General features: G+C 46.3%; 17 protein-coding genes, 1 pseudogene and 2 other annotated features. Of the genes and pseudogenes, 15 read left to right on the forward strand and 3 right to left on the reverse strand.

Annotated features, from left to right (window positions below):
* The first annotated feature begins 63 nt into the window (after positions 1–63).
* The 11 genes from KH172YL63_RS03215 (at position 64) to KH172YL63_RS03265 (ending at position 10,016) form a co-directional block, all read left to right on the forward strand.
* Positions 64–1,512, forward strand: a complete 1,449-nt coding sequence (locus KH172YL63_RS03215) for a carbon starvation CstA family protein (protein ID WP_173104758.1) — start codon at positions 64–66, stop codon at positions 1,510–1,512.
* A gap of 322 nt (positions 1,513–1,834) precedes the next feature.
* A complete protein-coding gene (locus KH172YL63_RS03220) occupies positions 1,835–2,032 on the forward strand; it encodes a hypothetical protein (protein ID WP_173104759.1) in 198 nt (65 codons plus the stop codon).
* 104 nt (positions 2,033–2,136) lie between these two features.
* Positions 2,137–2,688 (forward strand): sigma-70 family RNA polymerase sigma factor, encoded by a 552-nt coding sequence (locus KH172YL63_RS03225; RefSeq protein ID WP_173104760.1) that lies wholly within the window; start codon positions 2,137–2,139, stop codon positions 2,686–2,688.
* Positions 2,681–3,316, forward strand: a complete 636-nt coding sequence (locus KH172YL63_RS03230) for a hypothetical protein (RefSeq protein WP_173104761.1) — start codon at positions 2,681–2,683, stop codon at positions 3,314–3,316. The genes KH172YL63_RS03225 and KH172YL63_RS03230 overlap by 8 nt, the downstream gene beginning before the upstream one ends.
* A gap of 51 nt (positions 3,317–3,367) precedes the next feature.
* Positions 3,368–3,617: a binding site (T-box leader), on the forward strand.
* A gap of 62 nt (positions 3,618–3,679) precedes the next feature.
* Positions 3,680–4,903, forward strand: a complete 1,224-nt coding sequence (locus KH172YL63_RS03235) for an MFS transporter (RefSeq protein WP_173104762.1) — start codon at positions 3,680–3,682, stop codon at positions 4,901–4,903.
* A gap of 22 nt (positions 4,904–4,925) precedes the next feature.
* Positions 4,926–5,951, forward strand: coding sequence for a hypothetical protein (locus KH172YL63_RS03240; protein ID WP_173104763.1), 1,026 nt, complete (start codon positions 4,926–4,928; stop codon positions 5,949–5,951).
* Complete coding sequence (locus KH172YL63_RS03245) at positions 5,941–6,465, forward strand: hypothetical protein (protein WP_173104764.1); 525 nt, start codon at positions 5,941–5,943, stop codon at positions 6,463–6,465. The genes KH172YL63_RS03240 and KH172YL63_RS03245 overlap by 11 nt, the downstream gene beginning before the upstream one ends.
* Before the next feature lie 47 nt (positions 6,466–6,512).
* Positions 6,513–6,717 (forward strand) — a binding site (T-box leader).
* A 299-nt stretch (positions 6,718–7,016) separates the two neighbouring features.
* The gene (proS, locus tag KH172YL63_RS03250; protein ID WP_173104765.1) at positions 7,017–8,447 is read left to right on the forward strand and encodes a proline--tRNA ligase; all 1,431 of its coding nucleotides are present in this window, start codon (positions 7,017–7,019) and stop codon (positions 8,445–8,447) included.
* The gene (locus tag KH172YL63_RS03255; RefSeq protein ID WP_232066109.1) at positions 8,447–9,040 is read left to right on the forward strand and encodes a hypothetical protein; all 594 of its coding nucleotides are present in this window, start codon (positions 8,447–8,449) and stop codon (positions 9,038–9,040) included. The genes proS and KH172YL63_RS03255 overlap by 1 nt, the downstream gene beginning before the upstream one ends.
* A 94-nt stretch (positions 9,041–9,134) precedes the next feature.
* Positions 9,135–9,308: a hypothetical protein gene (locus KH172YL63_RS03260; protein ID WP_173104766.1), complete on the forward strand. Its 174-nt coding sequence runs from the start codon at positions 9,135–9,137 to the stop codon at positions 9,306–9,308.
* A 147-nt stretch (positions 9,309–9,455) separates the two neighbouring features.
* On the forward strand, positions 9,456–10,016 hold the full coding sequence (locus KH172YL63_RS03265) for a GNAT family N-acetyltransferase (RefSeq protein ID WP_173104767.1): 561 nt from the start codon (positions 9,456–9,458) through the stop codon (positions 10,014–10,016).
* A 66-nt stretch (positions 10,017–10,082) separates the two neighbouring features.
* Here the strand turns inward: KH172YL63_RS03265 and KH172YL63_RS21540 are convergent.
* The 3 genes and pseudogenes from KH172YL63_RS21540 to fdhD form a co-directional block, all read right to left on the reverse strand.
* Positions 10,083–10,268 (reverse strand): annotated as a pseudogene (locus KH172YL63_RS21540) (hypothetical protein).
* A 224-nt stretch (positions 10,269–10,492) separates the two neighbouring features.
* Complete coding sequence (gene moaA / locus KH172YL63_RS03270; RefSeq protein WP_173104768.1) at positions 10,493–11,503, reverse strand: GTP 3',8-cyclase MoaA; 1,011 nt, start codon at positions 11,501–11,503, stop codon at positions 10,493–10,495.
* A gap of 22 nt (positions 11,504–11,525) precedes the next feature.
* Positions 11,526–12,326, reverse strand: coding sequence for a formate dehydrogenase accessory sulfurtransferase FdhD (gene fdhD / locus KH172YL63_RS03275; protein ID WP_173104769.1), 801 nt, complete (start codon positions 12,324–12,326; stop codon positions 11,526–11,528).
* Positions 12,327–12,683: 357 nt separating this feature from the next.
* Here fdhD and KH172YL63_RS03280 point away from each other — a divergent pair, with 357 nt between their 5' ends.
* The 4 genes from KH172YL63_RS03280 to KH172YL63_RS03295 all read left to right on the forward strand — a co-directional run bounded on the left by KH172YL63_RS03280 (position 12,684) and on the right by KH172YL63_RS03295 (position 18,109).
* A complete protein-coding gene (locus KH172YL63_RS03280) occupies positions 12,684–13,943 on the forward strand; it encodes an L-lactate MFS transporter (RefSeq protein ID WP_173104770.1) in 1,260 nt (419 codons plus the stop codon).
* 74 nt (positions 13,944–14,017) lie between these two features.
* Positions 14,018–14,377, forward strand: coding sequence for a Na-translocating system protein MpsC family protein (locus KH172YL63_RS03285; protein WP_173104771.1), 360 nt, complete (start codon positions 14,018–14,020; stop codon positions 14,375–14,377).
* 132 nt (positions 14,378–14,509) lie between these two features.
* The gene (locus tag KH172YL63_RS03290) at positions 14,510–16,867 is read left to right on the forward strand and encodes an FdhF/YdeP family oxidoreductase (protein WP_173104772.1); all 2,358 of its coding nucleotides are present in this window, start codon (positions 14,510–14,512) and stop codon (positions 16,865–16,867) included.
* A 231-nt stretch (positions 16,868–17,098) separates the two neighbouring features.
* Entirely contained in the window at positions 17,099–18,109 is a 1,011-nt protein-coding gene (locus KH172YL63_RS03295) for a MoeB/ThiF family adenylyltransferase (RefSeq protein WP_173104773.1), read from the forward strand.
* Positions 18,110–18,112: the final 3 nt, after the last annotated feature.

Consider the following 18,112-nt stretch of genomic DNA (forward strand, 5'->3'; position numbering starts at 1 on the left):
AACGGTGAATATGGTTGCTATAATGAAAGCGTATTCATAAACGAACGAAAGGGGATCACTTGAATGATCACATTTCTGGTCGCAATCATTGTTTTAATCATCGGGTATTTCACATATGGAAAATTAATTGAAAAGATTTTTGGCATCAATGAAAACAGGTCGACGCCTGCGTATGCAAAGGCGGACGGAGTGGATTACGTTCCTATGGACACGAAGCGTAATTCCATGATCCAGTTATTAAATATTGCCGGTGTCGGACCGATATTCGGACCGATCATGGGCGCATTGTACGGACCGGTTGCTTTCCTTTGGATCGTGCTCGGTGCAATCTTTGCAGGAGCGGTTCATGATTATTTGACCGGTATGATTTCCATCCGTAACGGAGGGGCTCACTTACCGGAGCTTGCAGGGAGGTTCCTTGGCAAGACGATGAAACATGTCGTCAATGCATTCTCGATTCTGTTATTGGTCCTTGTAGGGACTGTGTTTGTAACGGCACCTGCAGCACTGATTGCGAACTTAACGCCTGCTTGGATTTCACTGGGTGTCATCATTGCCGCAATCTTTGTGTATTATATTGTCGCTACGCTCTTGCCGATCGATAAAATCATCGGAAAAGTCTATCCGCTATTCGGGGCGCTTCTTCTGATCAGTGCGGTCGGAATCGGAGCAGGATTGGTGATCACAGGAGCAGACATCCCTGAAATGTCACTCACGAATATGCATCCTGATTCAGTAGCGATCTTTCCACTGTTATTCCTGACGATTTCATGCGGGGCACTGTCAGGTTTCCATGCCACACAGTCACCGATCATTTCAAGAACGACTCAAAATGAAAAGAACGGACGTAAAATTTTCTACGGTATGATGATCCTTGAAGCGATCATCGCGATGATCTGGGCAGCGGCAGCGATGAGCCTGTTCGAGCCGGGTGAACTGAGCGCCGTGCTTAAAGAAGGCGGACCTGCAGCGGTCGTAAGTGAAGTATCGGTCTTGATGCTTGGTTCGATCGGCGGTACACTTGCGATCCTTGGTGTCATCGTCCTTCCTATCACATCAGGTGATACATCATTCAGAAGTGCACGTATGATCATCGCTGATTACATCAAAGTCGGACAGGTGAAGATGAGCAACCGACTATGGATCGCGGTTCCACTGTTTATCGTATCAGTTGTGCTTACACGAATGGACTTCAACCTGTTATGGAGATACTTCTCCTGGGCAAATCAATCCACGGCGATGATTGCCCTATGGGTAGGTGCCATGTACCTCGGCCTTCAGAAGAAGCCGCACTGGGTAGCAACCATCCCGGCGATCTTCATGACGATGGTGACATTCACTTATATCCTGAGTGCACCGATCGGCTTTGGCCTTTCAATGGGCACAGCATACATGGGCGCATCTGCCGTGACGATTATCGTGATATCAGCCTTTATCTACACATTGAGAAAGCGCTTAAACGACGGAAGCGTCATCCAGGTTGACGAAGAAGTGCCACAGCCTGCAGCATAAATGGAGAGTTTTCCGGTAATTACCGGGAAACTCTTTTTCCTTTTCGCACACAATAAGAATGGTTCACAAAACGCTTCATAGGAGTGATTCCCCATGACAAAGAAAACGAAAAAAGACGGCGGTACGAAACAAAACGGAAAGCATAAACCGACACAGAAAACATCAGGTTCTGCAAACGGTCAGAACGGATACCACTAGAAACAGATTGCCAATCCTTTATGGATTGGCTTTTTTATTTCACTGCCGAGATGTTTTATTCAACATGATGGTTTATAATAAAGGGAGTTTCAAAAAATTTGCAATCTCAAAAGGAGATCCCATTATGTCGAATAATGATCAACCAATACAGCCAGAAAAGAAAAAAATCAGCCTGCAGGAAGCAATGAAGCAACAGCTTGCGAAGAAGAAAGAAGCCCAAGCCGGCGGAAAACAATCAACAGGCGGACTGGCTTCAAACCAACGCATGCAAAGCCAGCAGACGAAGAAGCCAAGCAACACTCGTCGCAAGATGGGAAGCTGATGAAGGGGGAGCGCTCGTAAAGACGAGGGCTCTTTTTTTATACAAAAAACCAAACCTTTTCCCTGCGAGCATCGTCAAAGTACTAGAAATGAGGTGATGACCCAATGAGTGAAGACCAGGCATATGACATTTCCCTGACAAAGGATGACCTATTGGAAGAAGTCATGAGTCGATACGGGAAAGAAGTGCTGTACATTGCCTACACTTATGTGAAGGACCACAGTGTGGCGGAAGATATCGCCCAAGAGGTGTTTGTGAAGTTTTATCAACGTTATGATTCGTTCCGGCACGAGTCATCCCTGAAGACCTGGATCATTCGGATCACAATCAACCAGAGCAAGGACCACCTCAAGAAATGGGAAACGAAGAAGCTGCTGTTTACCAACAAACTTCATGACGTGATTCAAGTTGGGAAGGGAAATAGACCTGATGAGCAGGTTCTACATAAGGAAACGGGCAGGGAACTGCATAACAGATTATTATCCCTTCCCGTCAAGTACCGTGAAATTCTGTTCCTGTATTATTATGAGGGATTGAAAATACATGAAATCGCCGACTGTTTGCACATTAATATCAATACGGCCAAAACGAGATTGAGGACAGGGAAAGAGAAACTTAAAAAATTGTATCCAAAAAGGGGGGAACTCCATGGATAGAGAGCTGCAGAGACAAATTAGGAAGATGACGGAAGAAGGACTGGACGGGTTCGATTTTAATGACAGACTGAAGGGTGGCGTAAGGGAGAGGCTCGCAAATGGAAAGCCGAAAAAAGAGTATCGCCGCAGGTGGTATGCCCCGGTGATCAGCTTGATGATCATGTGTCTCCTCGTTTTTTTGTTTGCCGTCGTGAAGGGTGAGCAGTGGGGGCCGTTTGGAAATGGGAAGCTGAGCGGCTTTTTTTCGAATAAAGCCAACTTTGACGTGGAGCTTCGCTATGATGAAGGGCCGGTCATCAGCACGTTTACAGACACAATCGTAAACGGAGATGAACAAAAGCCTTTGGCACTCACCCCACATGAAATGAACGTCATGTATGAAAAAGTGGAGAGTATGAATCTGCATGAGAGCCAGCCGGTTTCCGGCAGTGGAGACTGCCTGATCCTGGCGAGCAGAACCTACACAATGAAAATCAGGATGAACAAAGATGTGTACGAATATCACTATTCAGATTGTGGGACGGACCGTGACAGAAGAGAGTGGGAGGAACTCCGTGAACTGATCATCTCAATCCTCAAAGAAAAGGGAGGGTATGAGGAGATGTTAAGGCAGAAGCTCGTGATGTAAACTTTCCATTTACTTCCTGAAAGATGTGTGATACTATAATGAAAATTTCAAAAAAATGCCACGAAGAGAAGAGTAAATACCGAGAATTCTTGAACAGAGAGCCCCGGCAGCTGAAAAGGGGCAGGAAGGACGGTATTGAAGCAAGCCTCTGAGCAGTGCACCGGAACCGGTCGGGGATGGTATGACGGAAGCTCCCGTTACTGAGCTAGGGTATAAGCCTGACGGCCGTACCTGAAAAGGTTAATATGGTGACATATTAGCGAACTGGGGTGGCACCGCGATATACAATCTCGCCCCCAAGACCAACGTCTTGGGGGTGGGATTTTTTTGTTTTTCACTACAAATCGCGGGGAGGAAATGTAAATGAAGAAGTGGAAAAATCCTTTACTTTTGCTGACTGGAATCGGCATTTCGAATATTGGCGGGTGGATCTATTTGATCGCCCTGAACTTGATTGTGCTGGATGAATGGGGTTCGCCCCTTGCCGTGGTGATGCTTTATGTGCTTAAGCCCGTGGCGTCATTGTTGACGAATGGCTGGTCAGGGAGCTTGATCGACCGGGTCGATAAGCGGAACCTGATGGCTGGCCTCGACTTTTCGAGGGCCGTGCTGATTGCCATGCTGCCGTTTCTTTCGTCGACCTGGTGGATGTTTGTTGTCGTGCTTTTCATCAATATGGGAAGTGCGGTGTTTTATCCGGCATCGATGAGTTATATCACGGCTTTCATACCGAAGGGAAACAGACAGCGGTTCAATGCGCTCCGTGGATTGATCGGCTCAGGCGCGTTTCTCATCGGACCGGGTGTTGCCGGCTTGATGTTCATGATGGGTACGCCTTCATTTGCCATCTACATGAATGGATGCGCCCTCCTTTTGTCAGGTGTGATTACCCTGCTTTTACCGAGCATAAAGGCAGAAACTCCTCTGGGAACAGCTGAAAGCAACTGGGAGGTCATCAAAGGGGATTGGCTGATTGTCAGGCGTTTTAGCGGACGTAACATGTACGTGATGCTTCTGTACGTATTGTTCACCTCTATGATCGTGATGACGGCGGCAATCGATTCATTGGAGGCAGCATTTTCTAAAGAAGTACTGGGGCTGTCGAATAGCACATACGGATACCTGGTAAGCATTGCGGGAGGAGGATTTGTCGCCGGATCGCTTTTGAATACTGCACTTGCACACAAGCTTCATTACAGGCACCTGATGGGAGTTGGATCGCTGATCGTTTCCCTCGGATATACCTTTTACGCCTTCACGGCAGATTTTCTCGGTGCGGCAATCGGCTTTGCCCTTTTATCCTTTGCCCTCGCCTTTGCGACGACTGGTTTTGAAACTTTCTATCAAGAGCATATCCCGGTTGAAATCATGGGAAGGGTGGCAAGCATCTATGGATTACTCGAAGGTGCCCTCGTCATCCTGTCGACGATCCTCATCGGCGTTGGTGCCGAATTGGTGTCGATCCGCTTCATCGTGGCATCAAGTTCTCTCGTCATGCTCGGGATCACCGTGATTTTATTCGTTACCATGATGAATAAATATTGGAAAAAACAGTTAAAGAAGTATTCTGAATGTTATAATAAGTAAAAAGAAACAAGGGGGTCAGCAGATGAAGATGACGGTGGATCAGTACTGGGATAAATGGGAAGAGTGGATGAACCAGGAAGAACCAAGCTTTGAGAAATGGGACGGCTTGGAGAAGCTGTTGAACATTGCCCAACAGGAAGGGGATCTATATAAAGAATTCTGCTGCCGTTTCGGCATCATGAGAACCGTTAACTATCTTGGGGAATATGAAGAGCTCTTCGATCATTTTGAATGGTGCAGCGGATTCTTTTTGGATAATGAAGAGAATCTGCAGGATTGGGTTGAATACTTTTTCTGGATTTACAAATGGATGGCCGAGCATCTTGTGAAAATGCCGGGAATCAGCACGGAGCTGATCCAGTCCTTTTTCGATGATTTTAAAGAAGCTTATGAAAAATACGGGTACAGCCTCCGTCCTTATTATCAGCACCAGCATAAGATGGCGTTGAAAACAGGGGACATGAAAGGTGCAAAGAAATATTACAGCCGATGGATTGAAGCAGAAAGGGACGCACTTGCAGACTGCGAAGCATGTGAATATCAGACGCAGCTGGAATATTTCCATCTGATCGGGGAGATTGACAAGGCTGAACCGATCGAGAAGCTGTTATTATCCAAAGAAGTGAGCTGCGGTGAAATCCCCCACCTCACATACAGCAAGCTGCTTCTCCCTTATTTGGAAGGCGGACGCATTGAGGAAGCGGCACGCTATCAGTCCGAGGGCTATTTTTTCATCTATGATAAACCTCATTTCCTGGTCGAGGCATCGGAACATATCCGTTTCCTTGCCATGACGGACCCTGTGAAAGGGATCAAGGTGTTAGAGCGCCATATTGAGTACGCCGACAGCGCCAAGGACCCATACGGCATGTTCTATTTTTACATGAGCGGGGTCATCCTTCACCGCAAGCTGATAGAAGCGGGACACCGTCCGGGATTTGCCGTCGATATGATGACCGAAATCGCCGAAGAGATTGCAGGTGATTTCGATGAGCGGAACGGAAATGATTTCTTCAGCAGGGAGATGGAGAAGATTTATGCGATGTAAACAGGGATGCGGCATTGTCCTAGCCTTCATGTGTATCCTTGCTTTATTCTCCTGCAGCAATGAGGACGACCGGGAATGGTTTGAAACGAAGGAAGAAGCCATTGAATATGGAACGAGCAAGGTCGAAGGTGACCTCAAATCGACCCTGCTTTCCACCGAAGAGTATGAAGGAGAAACAATCGTCTTCTATGACTATGGAGGCGCTTTGGGAGTCGCAAGCATCTCACGGGGCGAAGAAGGATACAGCTGGTACCGGTCGAACGCCTACCTGGATTTTGAAAGCGACGGCGAAACCTCATACACGACAGCAGGCTTCGACCTTGAAACCGAGAGCGGATTAAAAATTCCGATCTTATGTGGAGAAGCCGTGGATCCTTCCATTGAAAAAATGTTGCTTACCGGGGACGGACCTCAAAGGGAACTCGATATTTTGGGTGATGCCCGACATTTTTATGCCATCCATGATTCAGCATTTACCCAGCTCGAAGTGACAGCGGTGAAACCGGGTGAATAAAATGCAATTGACACCCCTTTTAAATCTCTATATAATCATCTCAAATATATGAAACATTGCCGAGGATCAGTAAAGGGACCTTGTCTTTTCAGAGAGGGGGCGGCTTGGTGAAAAGCCCCTATGGATGAACCTTTGAACCTGCCTCTAAGTTCTGTATCGATTGAAGATATCAGCGGTTCGAGACCGTTATCATGGAATGAGTGTAAAGCTTTGCTTTGAATCAGGGTGGTACCGCCAGAAATGGTCCCTGATGAGAAGCAGGGCTTTTTTTGTTGTATGGGTTGCGGTCATTTTAGTGGGCTCTTCTGGAGAAGGGGAGATGGTGTTGAAAATGGATATCGCCGTTATATTCGGAATTTCGCCGATAAAAATGGGATATCGCCGTTATATTCAGAATTTCGCCGATAAAAGTGAGATTTCGCCGTTAAATGAAAAATATCGCCGATAAACCCATCCGCAGCCCCAATCCCATACCCAAAATCATTCCCAACCAAGCGACGACAATGCTGAAATCAACAAATAAATCAAATAAATCAAACGAGGTGCACAAAATGGCGAAAGAATTTGTGAAAGATGTGACGGGCATGGAGGAAGACTTTGCCCAGTGGTATACGGATGTGGTGACGAAGGCTGAGCTTGTCGATTATTCAAGCGTACGGGGGTCGATGATCATCATGCCTTACGGATATGCGATTTGGGAAAATATCAAGGAGGCTCTTGATGCCAAAATCAAGGAAACCGGTCATGAAAATGTGTATATGCCGCTTTTTATCCCTGAAAGTCTGCTGCAGCGGGAGAAGGATCATATTGAAGGATTTGCGCCGGAAGTGGCGTGGGTGACCCATGGCGGGGAAGAGGAATTGGCGGAGAGACTGTGTGTGCGGCCGACGTCTGAGGTCCTGTTTGGCGAGCATTATAAAAACATTATCCACTCCTATCGTGATCTGCCTAAATTGTACAATCAATGGGCGAATGTGGTGCGCTGGGAAAAGACGACCCGTCCATTCCTCCGTACGCTGGAATTTTTATGGCAGGAGGGGCATACGTGTCATGAGACCGATCAAGATGCCCATGATGAAACGGTAAAGATGCTGGAGGTGTACGCAGAGCTTTGTGAAGAGCTGCTCGCAATCCCTGTCATTAAGGGGCAGAAAACGGAAAAAGAGAAGTTTGCCGGTGCGAAATATACGTATACAATCGAGAGTCTGATGCATGACGGGAAAGCCCTTCAGTCGGGAACTTCCCACCATTTGGGGGATGGATTCGCCAAAGCGTTCGGCATTCAATTCACCGATCGGGAAGGGAAGCTTCAGCACGTGCAGCAGACGTCTTGGGGGCTAACGACCCGCATCATCGGGGCGATGATCATGGTGCATGGAGATGACCGGGGCCTTGTCGTTCCACCAAGGATCGCACCGACCCAGTTGATGATCGTGCCAATTGCCCAACACAAGGAAGGGGTACTTTATTTTGCCTATCAATTGAAGGATCAATTATCAGGACGTGTCCGTGTGGGAATCGATGCGAGTGACAAGAAGCCGGGATGGAAGTTCAATGAGTATGAAATGAAGGGGATCCCTCTCCGTTTGGAAGTTGGTCCACGGGACATCGAGAATGGACAGGTGGTGCTTGCAAGACGGGATACCGGTGAAAAGATCACGGTCTTAATAGAGGAGATTGAGAGGAAAGTCAGTGAATTGCTGCAGGACATCCAGGCAGGTCTGCTTGAAAAAGCCAGAACGCATCGTGAAGAAAAAACGAAGGTTGTGACTTCATTTGACGGATTCAAGGAGACGGTCTCTGAAAAAGGCGGCTTCATTAAAGCGATGTGGTGTGGCGACCGGGTATGTGAAGACAAGATCAAAGAAGAAACCGGTGCGACTTCCAGATGCATGCCTTTCGAGCAGGAAATGATCGCTGATACATGCGTGTGTTGCGGCAAGGGAGCAAAACATCTGGTGTATTGGGCAAAGGCATACTGATGTTGGGGAAAAGCATACTGATCCTGTCGATTACAGCCAGTGTCCTCATGATTGGACTCGCCTTTCTCCAATGGAATCTCGTCGAAATCCTGACTCCTTTTCTCATGCCTTTCGCCTGGGTGGCATCCTGGGGATATTTTCTGACAGTGGCGGTGTTCTCCCTCATCCTCCTGTTTAAGGAACGGAACGTGAAACCCGCTCTGATCCAGACCATCACGGTTCTTTTGCTCGTCTTTTTTCCGTTCACAAAAGTGGTACTGGACATGGACTTCAAGTTAAATAAAGGGGACCGTGAAACGGTTGTGAAAAAAGTGGAGAGCGGAGACCTCGTGCCGAATGTCGCTCATAACGATACCCTCATCCATCTTCCAGAGGAGTATGATGGACTTTCAAAAGGGGGAGGGGAGATTGTCGTAGAGGAAAAGAATGGGGAAACGATGATTCTGTTCTTTACCTTTCGGGGGATCCTTGAGGGCTTCACCGGTTTCGTCTATTCATCCTCGGATGAAAAGCCCCGGACAGGTGATTTCGGTGGGGACTTCATTGAAATCGAAAAGCTTGAAGATCATTGGTATGTCGTCTCTTCTGGGTGAAGGGGGACTTTCTAACCTTTCCTGATTTTTTCGTGAATAAGCCTTCTTTTTCCTCTGTTTACTTAATAAACATAGGTAAAGGAGGCGTGATTATATGGAATTTGGACTCATCGTCATTTTATTCATGGTCTTCGTGGGAATCAGCCTTTGGGTCGTTCATTTCAAGCTTAACCGCATCACCGAGCATGTACAGCAGCTCGATGAAGAATATCTGTCTGATGAGCAGATTGAGCGGGAGTTAGAGGAAGAATGGAATAAGGATAAGTAATGATGCAGGCGTTTCTCGGCAGAGGAGCGCCTTCCGTCTGTTAAAATGTGGTAAATCTGCGGTGTTGGAGCGAGAAGAATAAAATCTATCATTCTCCCACTTCCATTGATACTATTAAAATAAGACCATAAAAGAGGACGTGTGAGTGTGAAGCATAGAGACTTAACGATTGAAACACCACGGCTGGTGATCAGGCCTTTCACCAACAGTGATTACGGCAACTGGATAAGGGAGCATATGAACAGGCTTCCGTCACAGCATAAATACGATGTCGGCTTTCAGGATATGAGAGAGTGCACGGAGTTCTGGTTCCGTGACATGCTGGAGAAGCAGGAGGAAATGATGGAAAAGGATGAAGTCTATATTCTTGGAATCTTTCTGAAGGAAGGACCGACCGTCGGGACGATCGATTTCTCCACGCTCATGAGGTACAACTTTCATTGGGGCCGGGCCGGGTACACCGTCCATAATACTTATTGGAACAGGGGATACGGGAAGGAAGCGATGCGTGCAGCGCTTCAGCTCGCATTCACCAAACTGGGCTATCACCGGATCGAAGCCCATATCAATCTTGACAACACACCCTCCATCAAGCTCGCAGAAAGCATCGGCATGCAGTATGAATGCACAAGAAAAGGCTTCATCTATGAGTTCGGCAAATGGACGGACAATCTTGTGTACTATGCGAATGCAGGGGAGAATGATTGAGGTATGAAGGAGTTCTCTGTGGGGAAATCAATCAATACTTTTAATTTGATGGTAGGTTGAACATCATCACCTGTAGGATAAAGGCGAACAATCACTGTGAGTTTCTTGCATCACCAGATACACCGCTGTTGATTTCCGTGCAAGACTTCGCTTTCCTCGGGCGGAAGGCGAGCCTCCTCGTCGCTAGCGCTCCTGCGGGGTCTCACCTTTTCCGCTTTTCCCGCAGGAGTCTTCGTCTTGCACTCCAATCAACAGCTGGAACCTGCAGAATACATGTATGAAGCAGTATTGTTATAAAAGAAAAATCCGGACGATTTAGATTATAATCAAATCAATCGTCCGGATTTTTTGTGAATGAAACGCTTATGTTCAGCTACATACAACTGCTCGTTCACTCTTGAGTGGAGCGGAAATCAACAGCGGTGTAATGCGTGTCTCAAAAATTAATACCTCAATTTTGTTATATCAATATAACATCATCCGCCGATATGATGCATTTCAACTTTCTTTCTTTCAAGGGACTTGTTCTCACGGTCTTCTGAATAGCGGTCCTGGCGGCCGAACCATATATTCTTGATTTCGTCGGTGATTGTGCCGGCTTCGTCTGAACGAAGAATGGTCTTGAGATCATGTCCGTTCGATGCGAATAAGCAGGTGAACAATTTTCCGTCTGCCGATAAACGGGCACGGTTGCAGCTTGAGCAAAAGGCGTCAGATACAGATGAGATCACGCCGATTTCTTCCTTGCTTCCCACATAACGATACCTTTTGGCGACTTCTCCTTTGTAGTTCGGATCGATCGGTTCGATGGGCATCACTTTGTGGATGTCGTCCAGGATCTGCTGCTTAGAATAGACTTCGTCCAGCTTCCACTGGTTGGAGTTTCCGACATCCATATATTCTATGAACCTTAGAATATGGCCTTTTTCACGGAAGAATTCAGCCATTGGAACGACTTCCTGCTCGTTCATCCCCCGCTTGACGACCATATTGATCTTCACCTTCAGGCCTGCTTCAGAGGCTGCGTCGATGCCGTTCAATACTGTTTGGACCGACACACCCCGTCCGTTGATGCTTCCGAATATATCATCATTCAAGGAATCCAGGCTGATTGAAACCCGGTCCAATCCTGCAGCTTTCAAATCTTTTGCAAACTTAGGCAGAAGGGATCCGTTTGTTGTCATGGCGATATCGTTCAATCCGTCAATTTGTTTTAATTTACTGATTAACATGGGTAAGTCTTTCCGCATGAGGGGTTCTCCTCCGGTGATGCGGAGCTTTTTTACACCGAGTTCCTTCACGAAGATGTTGGTCAGGTGCTCGATTTCCTCGAACGAGAGCAGCTCTCCTTTTTTCAGGAAAGGAAAGTCAGGCCCGAAAATCTCAGCAGGCATGCAGTATGTGCATCTGAAGTTGCATTTATCCGTGACAGATATGCGCAGGTCGCGGAGAGGGCGCTTGAGCTTGTCCAGCACTGGTTGATTCATGTTGAGGTTCCTCCTTTCCAGGTTACACTTCTGGCTGATCTATGATTCTTTCTGGATGTGAATAGACATTGAAAGATGTTCCACGGATGAATCCGACTGTCGTGATATTCAAGTCATTGGCGAGCTTGATGGCAAGATCGGTCGGGGCAGACTTGGAAAGCACCATTCCGACTCCGATCTTGGCAGCCTTCAATAACACTTCAGAAGAAATCCTGCCGCTGAACACGAGGATTTTATCCCGGACGGAAATTTTGTTGATTAAGCTATATCCGTATAATTTATCGAGGGCATTATGCCTGCCGATGTCTGCCCGGTCAATGAGCACTTCACTGGTGGTACATAGGGCTGCGTTGTGAACGCCGCCGGTATTTTTGAACACATGGCTGTTTTCTTGCATCGCCTTCATCAGTTGTATGCACTGTTCCGGGTGGATCGTCGTCTTCATCATCGATGTCTTGGCAGTGCGGGCATCGTTTTGGAAATAAAACTGTCTGCTTTTCCCGCAGCAGGATCCGATGACCCGTTTAGCATATTGCCTTTGATCCATATCAATCTTTGTTTTGAGCTTGACGTAGGCGAAGCCCCCGTCTTGATCGATTTTGAAATCGGTTATGTCATCTTTAAAAAGGATGGCGCCCTCAGAGGCGAGGAAGCCAATGACCAGTTCTTCTAAATGAGTAGGGGAGCACACCATTGTGGCAAACTCTTCTCCGTTGATGAAGATGGTAAGGGCAAATTCTATGACGATATCATCTTCCAACTCTTCCAGTCTGCCATTTCTATATTTCGTGATGGACCGTTGTTGGCTCATCATTTCATCCATATTGTTCACACCCATTACTATTAAATGATAATTAGTATCATCTAAACACAAAAAAATTGAGAAAACAAGCGGGAGCGTTTTCCTAAAATTTAAAAATAAGTTGAAATGTCAAACGTTTTCATGCTATTATTTTTACAAGTTCACAAATCTGTAACATAAATTTGATTCGGGATAGCGCTCCTGTCTTCGGTTATATTTATGTGGAGATTTATTTAAAGATTGTAACTGTTGGGCCAATAGTAGCGAATCCTGCTGTTTACTAACCGTTAATCTTCCAAAAAAAGAAATGCCTTTTTGCATTTTTTTTGGAGGTTAGCGGTTTTTGTTTTGGAAAAAATAATAGAGGGCGTGGGAATCATGCAAAAAAAAGCAAAGAATCGATGGTTAATCGCAGCTTCTGCTGTAGGGATCCATATTTCAATCGGATCGGTTTATGCTTGGAGTAACTTCACTACTCCATTGATGGAGGAGTTTGGCTGGACAGCCAAGCAGGTCCAGTTCACATTCAGTTTAGCTATTTTATTTTTAGGTTTATCTGCAGCGTTTATGGGTCACTTTGTTGAAAAATATGGACCGAAAAAATCAGGTTTACTTGCTGCACTCTTCTTTGGCGTGGGGATCATTGGTTCCGGCGTGGCAGTGAACACAGGTTCATTGACTTTACTGTATTTATTTTATGGTGTGTTTGGTGGAATCGGATTGGGTGTAGGTTACATCGCACCGGTATCAACACTTGTGAAATGGTTCCCTGACCGTAGGGGTCTTGCAACCGGTCTTGCCATCATGGGCTTTGGTTTTGCAGCTGCAATTGCCAGTCCGATCATGAATGATCTCATTTCAGGAGTAGGGATTGCCAACACATTTTTTGTTCTTGGGATTTCATACTTCATCATTATGACATTATCTTCTCTTTACCTGGCGAAACCTGAAGAAGGCTGGGTGCCGAAAGGGTTCAGCGAAGGCGGGAAGAAAATTCCTCAGGATTTATCTCAATTAACAGCAAACGAATCGATTAAAACAAGAAGATTCTATTACTTATGGATCATGTTATTCATCAATGTCACTTGCGGGATTGCCGTCATATCTGCCATGAAGCCACTTGCGGTTGAGAGCATCGGCTTGACGAAAGAAGCGGCAGCAGCACTTGTAGGCGGACTCGGAATTGCGAATGGACTTGGAAGGATCGGATGGGCATCGATTTCAGATTACATCGGCAGGGCCAATACATATACTGCATTCTTCCTGCTGCAGATTCCGATTTTCTTCTTCCTTCCTAACATTACGACACAATCGATTTATGCTGTGATGGTTGTCATTGTGTATGCATGCTATGGTGGAGGATTCGCGTCGATCCCGGCATTCATCGGGGATTTATTCGGAACGAAACAACTGGGTGCAATCCACGGTTATATTTTGACCGCCTGGGCGGCAGCGGGGCTTGTCGGTCCACTGTTTGCAGCGTATATCAAGGACTCAACAGGAAGCTACGCAGGAAGCTTGACGTTCTTTGCTGGATTATTTGTCATTGCCCTCGTCGTTTCATTCTTGATCCGTATCGATATTAAGAAATTACGGGCGAAGCTGGATGAAAAAGTAAAGAACTCGGTAGCGAGCTGAGTTTAAATAGTCTTATATTCTGAAAGAGTGTGGTAATATAGTTGTAGACACACTTGTTTTAGCGGGAGGGTTCAATGAATAAGTATGAAGCAGAATTCAGTAACTTAGTCCGTTCTTTCAGAAAAAAACATATGGGAAAGGGTCCGAGTAAGATCAATACGACGTTCTGTAAAAATTGGGCGATTTGTGAAATGGAAGGGAACCTCTCTCCTGTTGAAAAATTCATTTCAGGAACAGATAAAGGGAAACAAATCCTGAAATCAGCCCGGACAGAAATGGTCAAAGATTTATACCGGAACAATCCTCCTAAAGAAATGGAAGAGTTTCTAGGATGTGCATTTGTCGATTTATTCGTCGATATAGATATTGATCGAGATTTTGGGATGTCCATCTTCATCTTTGAGGAAAATATTGAAATGAAATATTGCAAATAGAATACCAGGATTGGCACTTGGCAGCGACCCTGCTAAAGACTAACCACCGTAACAATTTCCGCACAGGGAGATTACGGTGGTTTTTTATTTATTTAGAAAAGTTTGTGTAATCAACATGAGGAGTGATGTGAAATGGGTAAAACAAAACACCCGGGACCACAGAAAAAGCAGATAAAACCAGACCCGTCATTATGGGTAAGTCCGATACCGTTTGGATTAGGAAAAGTAAAGCCGAAGCATATTCGGGATACAATGAAAATCGCTTGGGATAACAGGGATAATATGGGGTATGCAACCCGGATCCTGACAGAAGGGGTATGTGACGGCTGTGCGCTTGGTGTATCCGGTCTGAACGACCAGACATTGACTGGCCCACATATTTGTACGACACGGATGAATGTCCTGAGATTGAATACGATGCCGGCGGTCAAGCCTGAAATTCTCCATGCTGATATCGATGAGCTTCGTCAATACGACAGCACCGAGCTGCGGAAACTGGGACGGATTCCATATCCGCTCATCCGCCGCAAGGGAGAGCGTTCATTTTCAAGGTTGACATGGGATGATGCGATGGATATGATCGCGGATAAGATGAAGTCACTCGATCCAAAGCAGTATGCTTTTTATTTAACGTCAAGAGGGATCACGAATGAGAGCTACTATGTAGCGGCGAAAGTAGCCCGTTTCTTGGGGACGAATAACATCGACAATGCGAGCCGCATCTGTCACTCCCCTTCAAAGACGGCACTGAAGCGTTCGGTCGGCGTCGGGGCTTCGACTTCAAACTATTTAGACTGGATCGGAACAGATGTCATTTTAGTATGGGGAAGCGTGGCGTCAAACGCTTCACCTGTATCGACCAAATATATGCTGGAAGCGAAGAAAAAAGGTACGAAGATCATCGTCATCAATCCTTATAAAGAACCGGCGATGGATAAGTATTGGATACCGTCAAACGCAGAGTCTGCGATCTTCGGCACAAAGCTTGCCGATGACTGGTATCAGGTAAATATCGGCGGTGATATCGCCTTTATGCACGGTATCATGAAGCACTGGTTCGAAATGGAAGAGAACAATCACGGATCTGCCATCAATCATCAATTTGTGAGCGAGCACGTGAATAACTACGAAGAATTGAAGAATACCGTTCAATCTCAATCATGGGAAGAAATCACTGCTTCTTCAGGCATTACACAGGAGCGCATCGCTGAACTGGCTGAACTGCTAGCTAAAAGTGAAAATGCCGTGTATGTGTGGGCACTTGGTTTGACGATGCACTCGTTTGCAACGGATAACATCTCGCAGGTGGCGAACCTTGCACTGCTTCGCGGTCACCTTGGCAGAAAGTATGCAGGATTGATGCCGTTCCGTGGACACTCAAGTGTTCAGGGAAGCGGAGAGATGGGTGCTGACCCATTTGTTCTCCCAGGCGGTGACTTTGCCGGTGAAAATATCAACCGCATCGAAAAGCTATGGGGCTTCGATCTTCCGAAATGGCAAGGGGATGTCGTCGGGATCACCCTTGAAAACATCTTATTGCCAAGCGACCATGAGCGTAAAATGAAGCTTTATTATATGAGCGGCGGTAACTTCCTTGAGACGATGCCAAACCCTGATTTCATCGAAAAAGCTTTATCCGAGCTTGAAATCCGCGTTCATCAGGATATTATCCTGAATACGTCCACATTGGTGGATGCGAAAGAAGCGGTCATTGTGCTGCCTGCGCAAACACGCTATGAGCAGGAAGGCGGCGGAACGAGTACGTCAACGGAACGGATGGTGTACTTCTCTCCTGAAATTAAAGGAAATAAGAACCTGGTTGAAGAGGCTCGTGCCGAATGGAAGATATATATCGATTTGGCCAAGCGTGTAAAAGGTGAAGAGGCAAGCCTGGTTGAGTTCAAGACCGGTCAGGAAATCCGTGACGAAATCGCCCTTGCGAATCCAAGCTATGACGGCATTCAAAACCTGAAAAAGAAAGGGGACGTCTTCCAATGGGGCGGAGCCTGGTTATGTGAAGGCGGAATCTGCCCGACGCCGGACGGAAAAGGGAACCTGATCTCTGTAGAAATCCCTGATCTGAACAAAAAACCTGATGAGTTCTATTTGACGACACGACGAGGGAAGCAATTCAACTCAATGGTGTATAAAGAAACAGATCCATTCAACAACGCTGAACGATACGATGTGCTGATCAATAAAGAGGATGCACAGGAGTTGAGTGTTGCTGAAGGAGAAGGCATCGTCCTTCACAATGGCTATGGTGTGTTCCAGGGCCGTGCGAAATTCGTTGATATCGCGAAAGGAAACATCGAAGTGCATTTTCCTGAAGGAAACTGCCTGCTTCCGAAAGGCCGATATGAACAATTCTCGAAAATCCCTGATTACAACATTGCCATCACTGTTGAAAAAGCAGACCGCTATACAGCGAAAAAAGATGTGAACTATTTAGAAAAGAGGATTGATGATCTGGAAATGGAAGTCAACTAACTTTCATTTTCAGGGCTCTGTCCCTTTATGTTATAAATTTGAATCCTATTTAGGTTATAATGACCGCAATAGGATTCATTTTTTGCTATCTTCGCAAAACTTGTCGTTTTATAATATTCAGGATTCTGGGGTGTCGGTGTGCGGAAAGCAACCTCCCATCGCTTACATAAACAACAAGGTTTACAATACAGCCAAATCATAAAACAAATATAATAGAAGGGAGGGATTGAGATGAACGAACGGTATTCACGCCAGATCCTATTTAAACCGGTTGGTGAAAGTGGACAGAAGCGTATCAGTGAAAAGCACGTCTTGATTTTAGGATGCGGGGCGCTTGGGACGGCCAATGCGGAAATCCTTGTCCGTGCGGGGATCGGGAAACTGACGGTGATCGACCGGGATTACGTCGAGTACAGTAACCTGCAGAGACAGCAATTGTTTACAGAACGGGACGCAAGGGAACAGATTCCGAAAGCGGTCGCCGGGAGGGACAGGCTGGTTCAAATCAATTCTGAAGTTGAAATTGATGCCCATATCATGGATGCCACTCCTGAGAATCTCCTTCCTTTACTTGACGGGGTCGATCTCGTCATCGATGCGACCGATAATTTTGACGTGCGCTTCATGATGAATGATCTCTTCCAGAAACACAACATCCACTGGATATTCGGTTCCTGTGTCGGAAGTATGGGGATGAGTTATACGATTCTGCCGGGGCACACGCCGTGTATCACGTGTTTATTACATGCCATGCCCTATTCCGGGGCAACGTGCGATTCGGTCGGCATCATTTCCCCGGCGGTCCAGATGGTTGCTGCCCATCAAACGGCCGAGGCGCTGAAATTGCTTGTTGGGGACCACGATTCATTAAGGTCCCGCCTCGTACTCTTTGATCTTTGGAATAATCATTATCAAACTATCAAGGTAGACCGGGCCAAAAAAGAGGATTGCCCGACATGCGGGGTAAACCCAAGCTTTCCATATTTAAACTACGAAGCACAAACGAAAACGGAAGTGCTGTGCGGCAGGAATACGGTCCTCATACGTGCAGGACAACCGTTTCATATTGATGAATTGTCGGCGAGGCTTGAAAAGCTCGGAAACATAAAGAAAAACCAATATTTGATTTCACTCGAATACGGATCTCACCGCTTGATGTTCTTTAAAGATGGAAGAACGATGGTCCACGGCACAAACTCAATCGATCACGCAAAAAAAATATATTATCAGATTATGGGGTGAGAA

The sequence above is a fragment of the Bacillus sp. KH172YL63 genome (genome assembly GCF_011398925.1).
In the GTDB taxonomy this organism is placed as follows: Bacteria; Bacillota; Bacilli; order Bacillales; family Bacillaceae_B; genus Rossellomorea.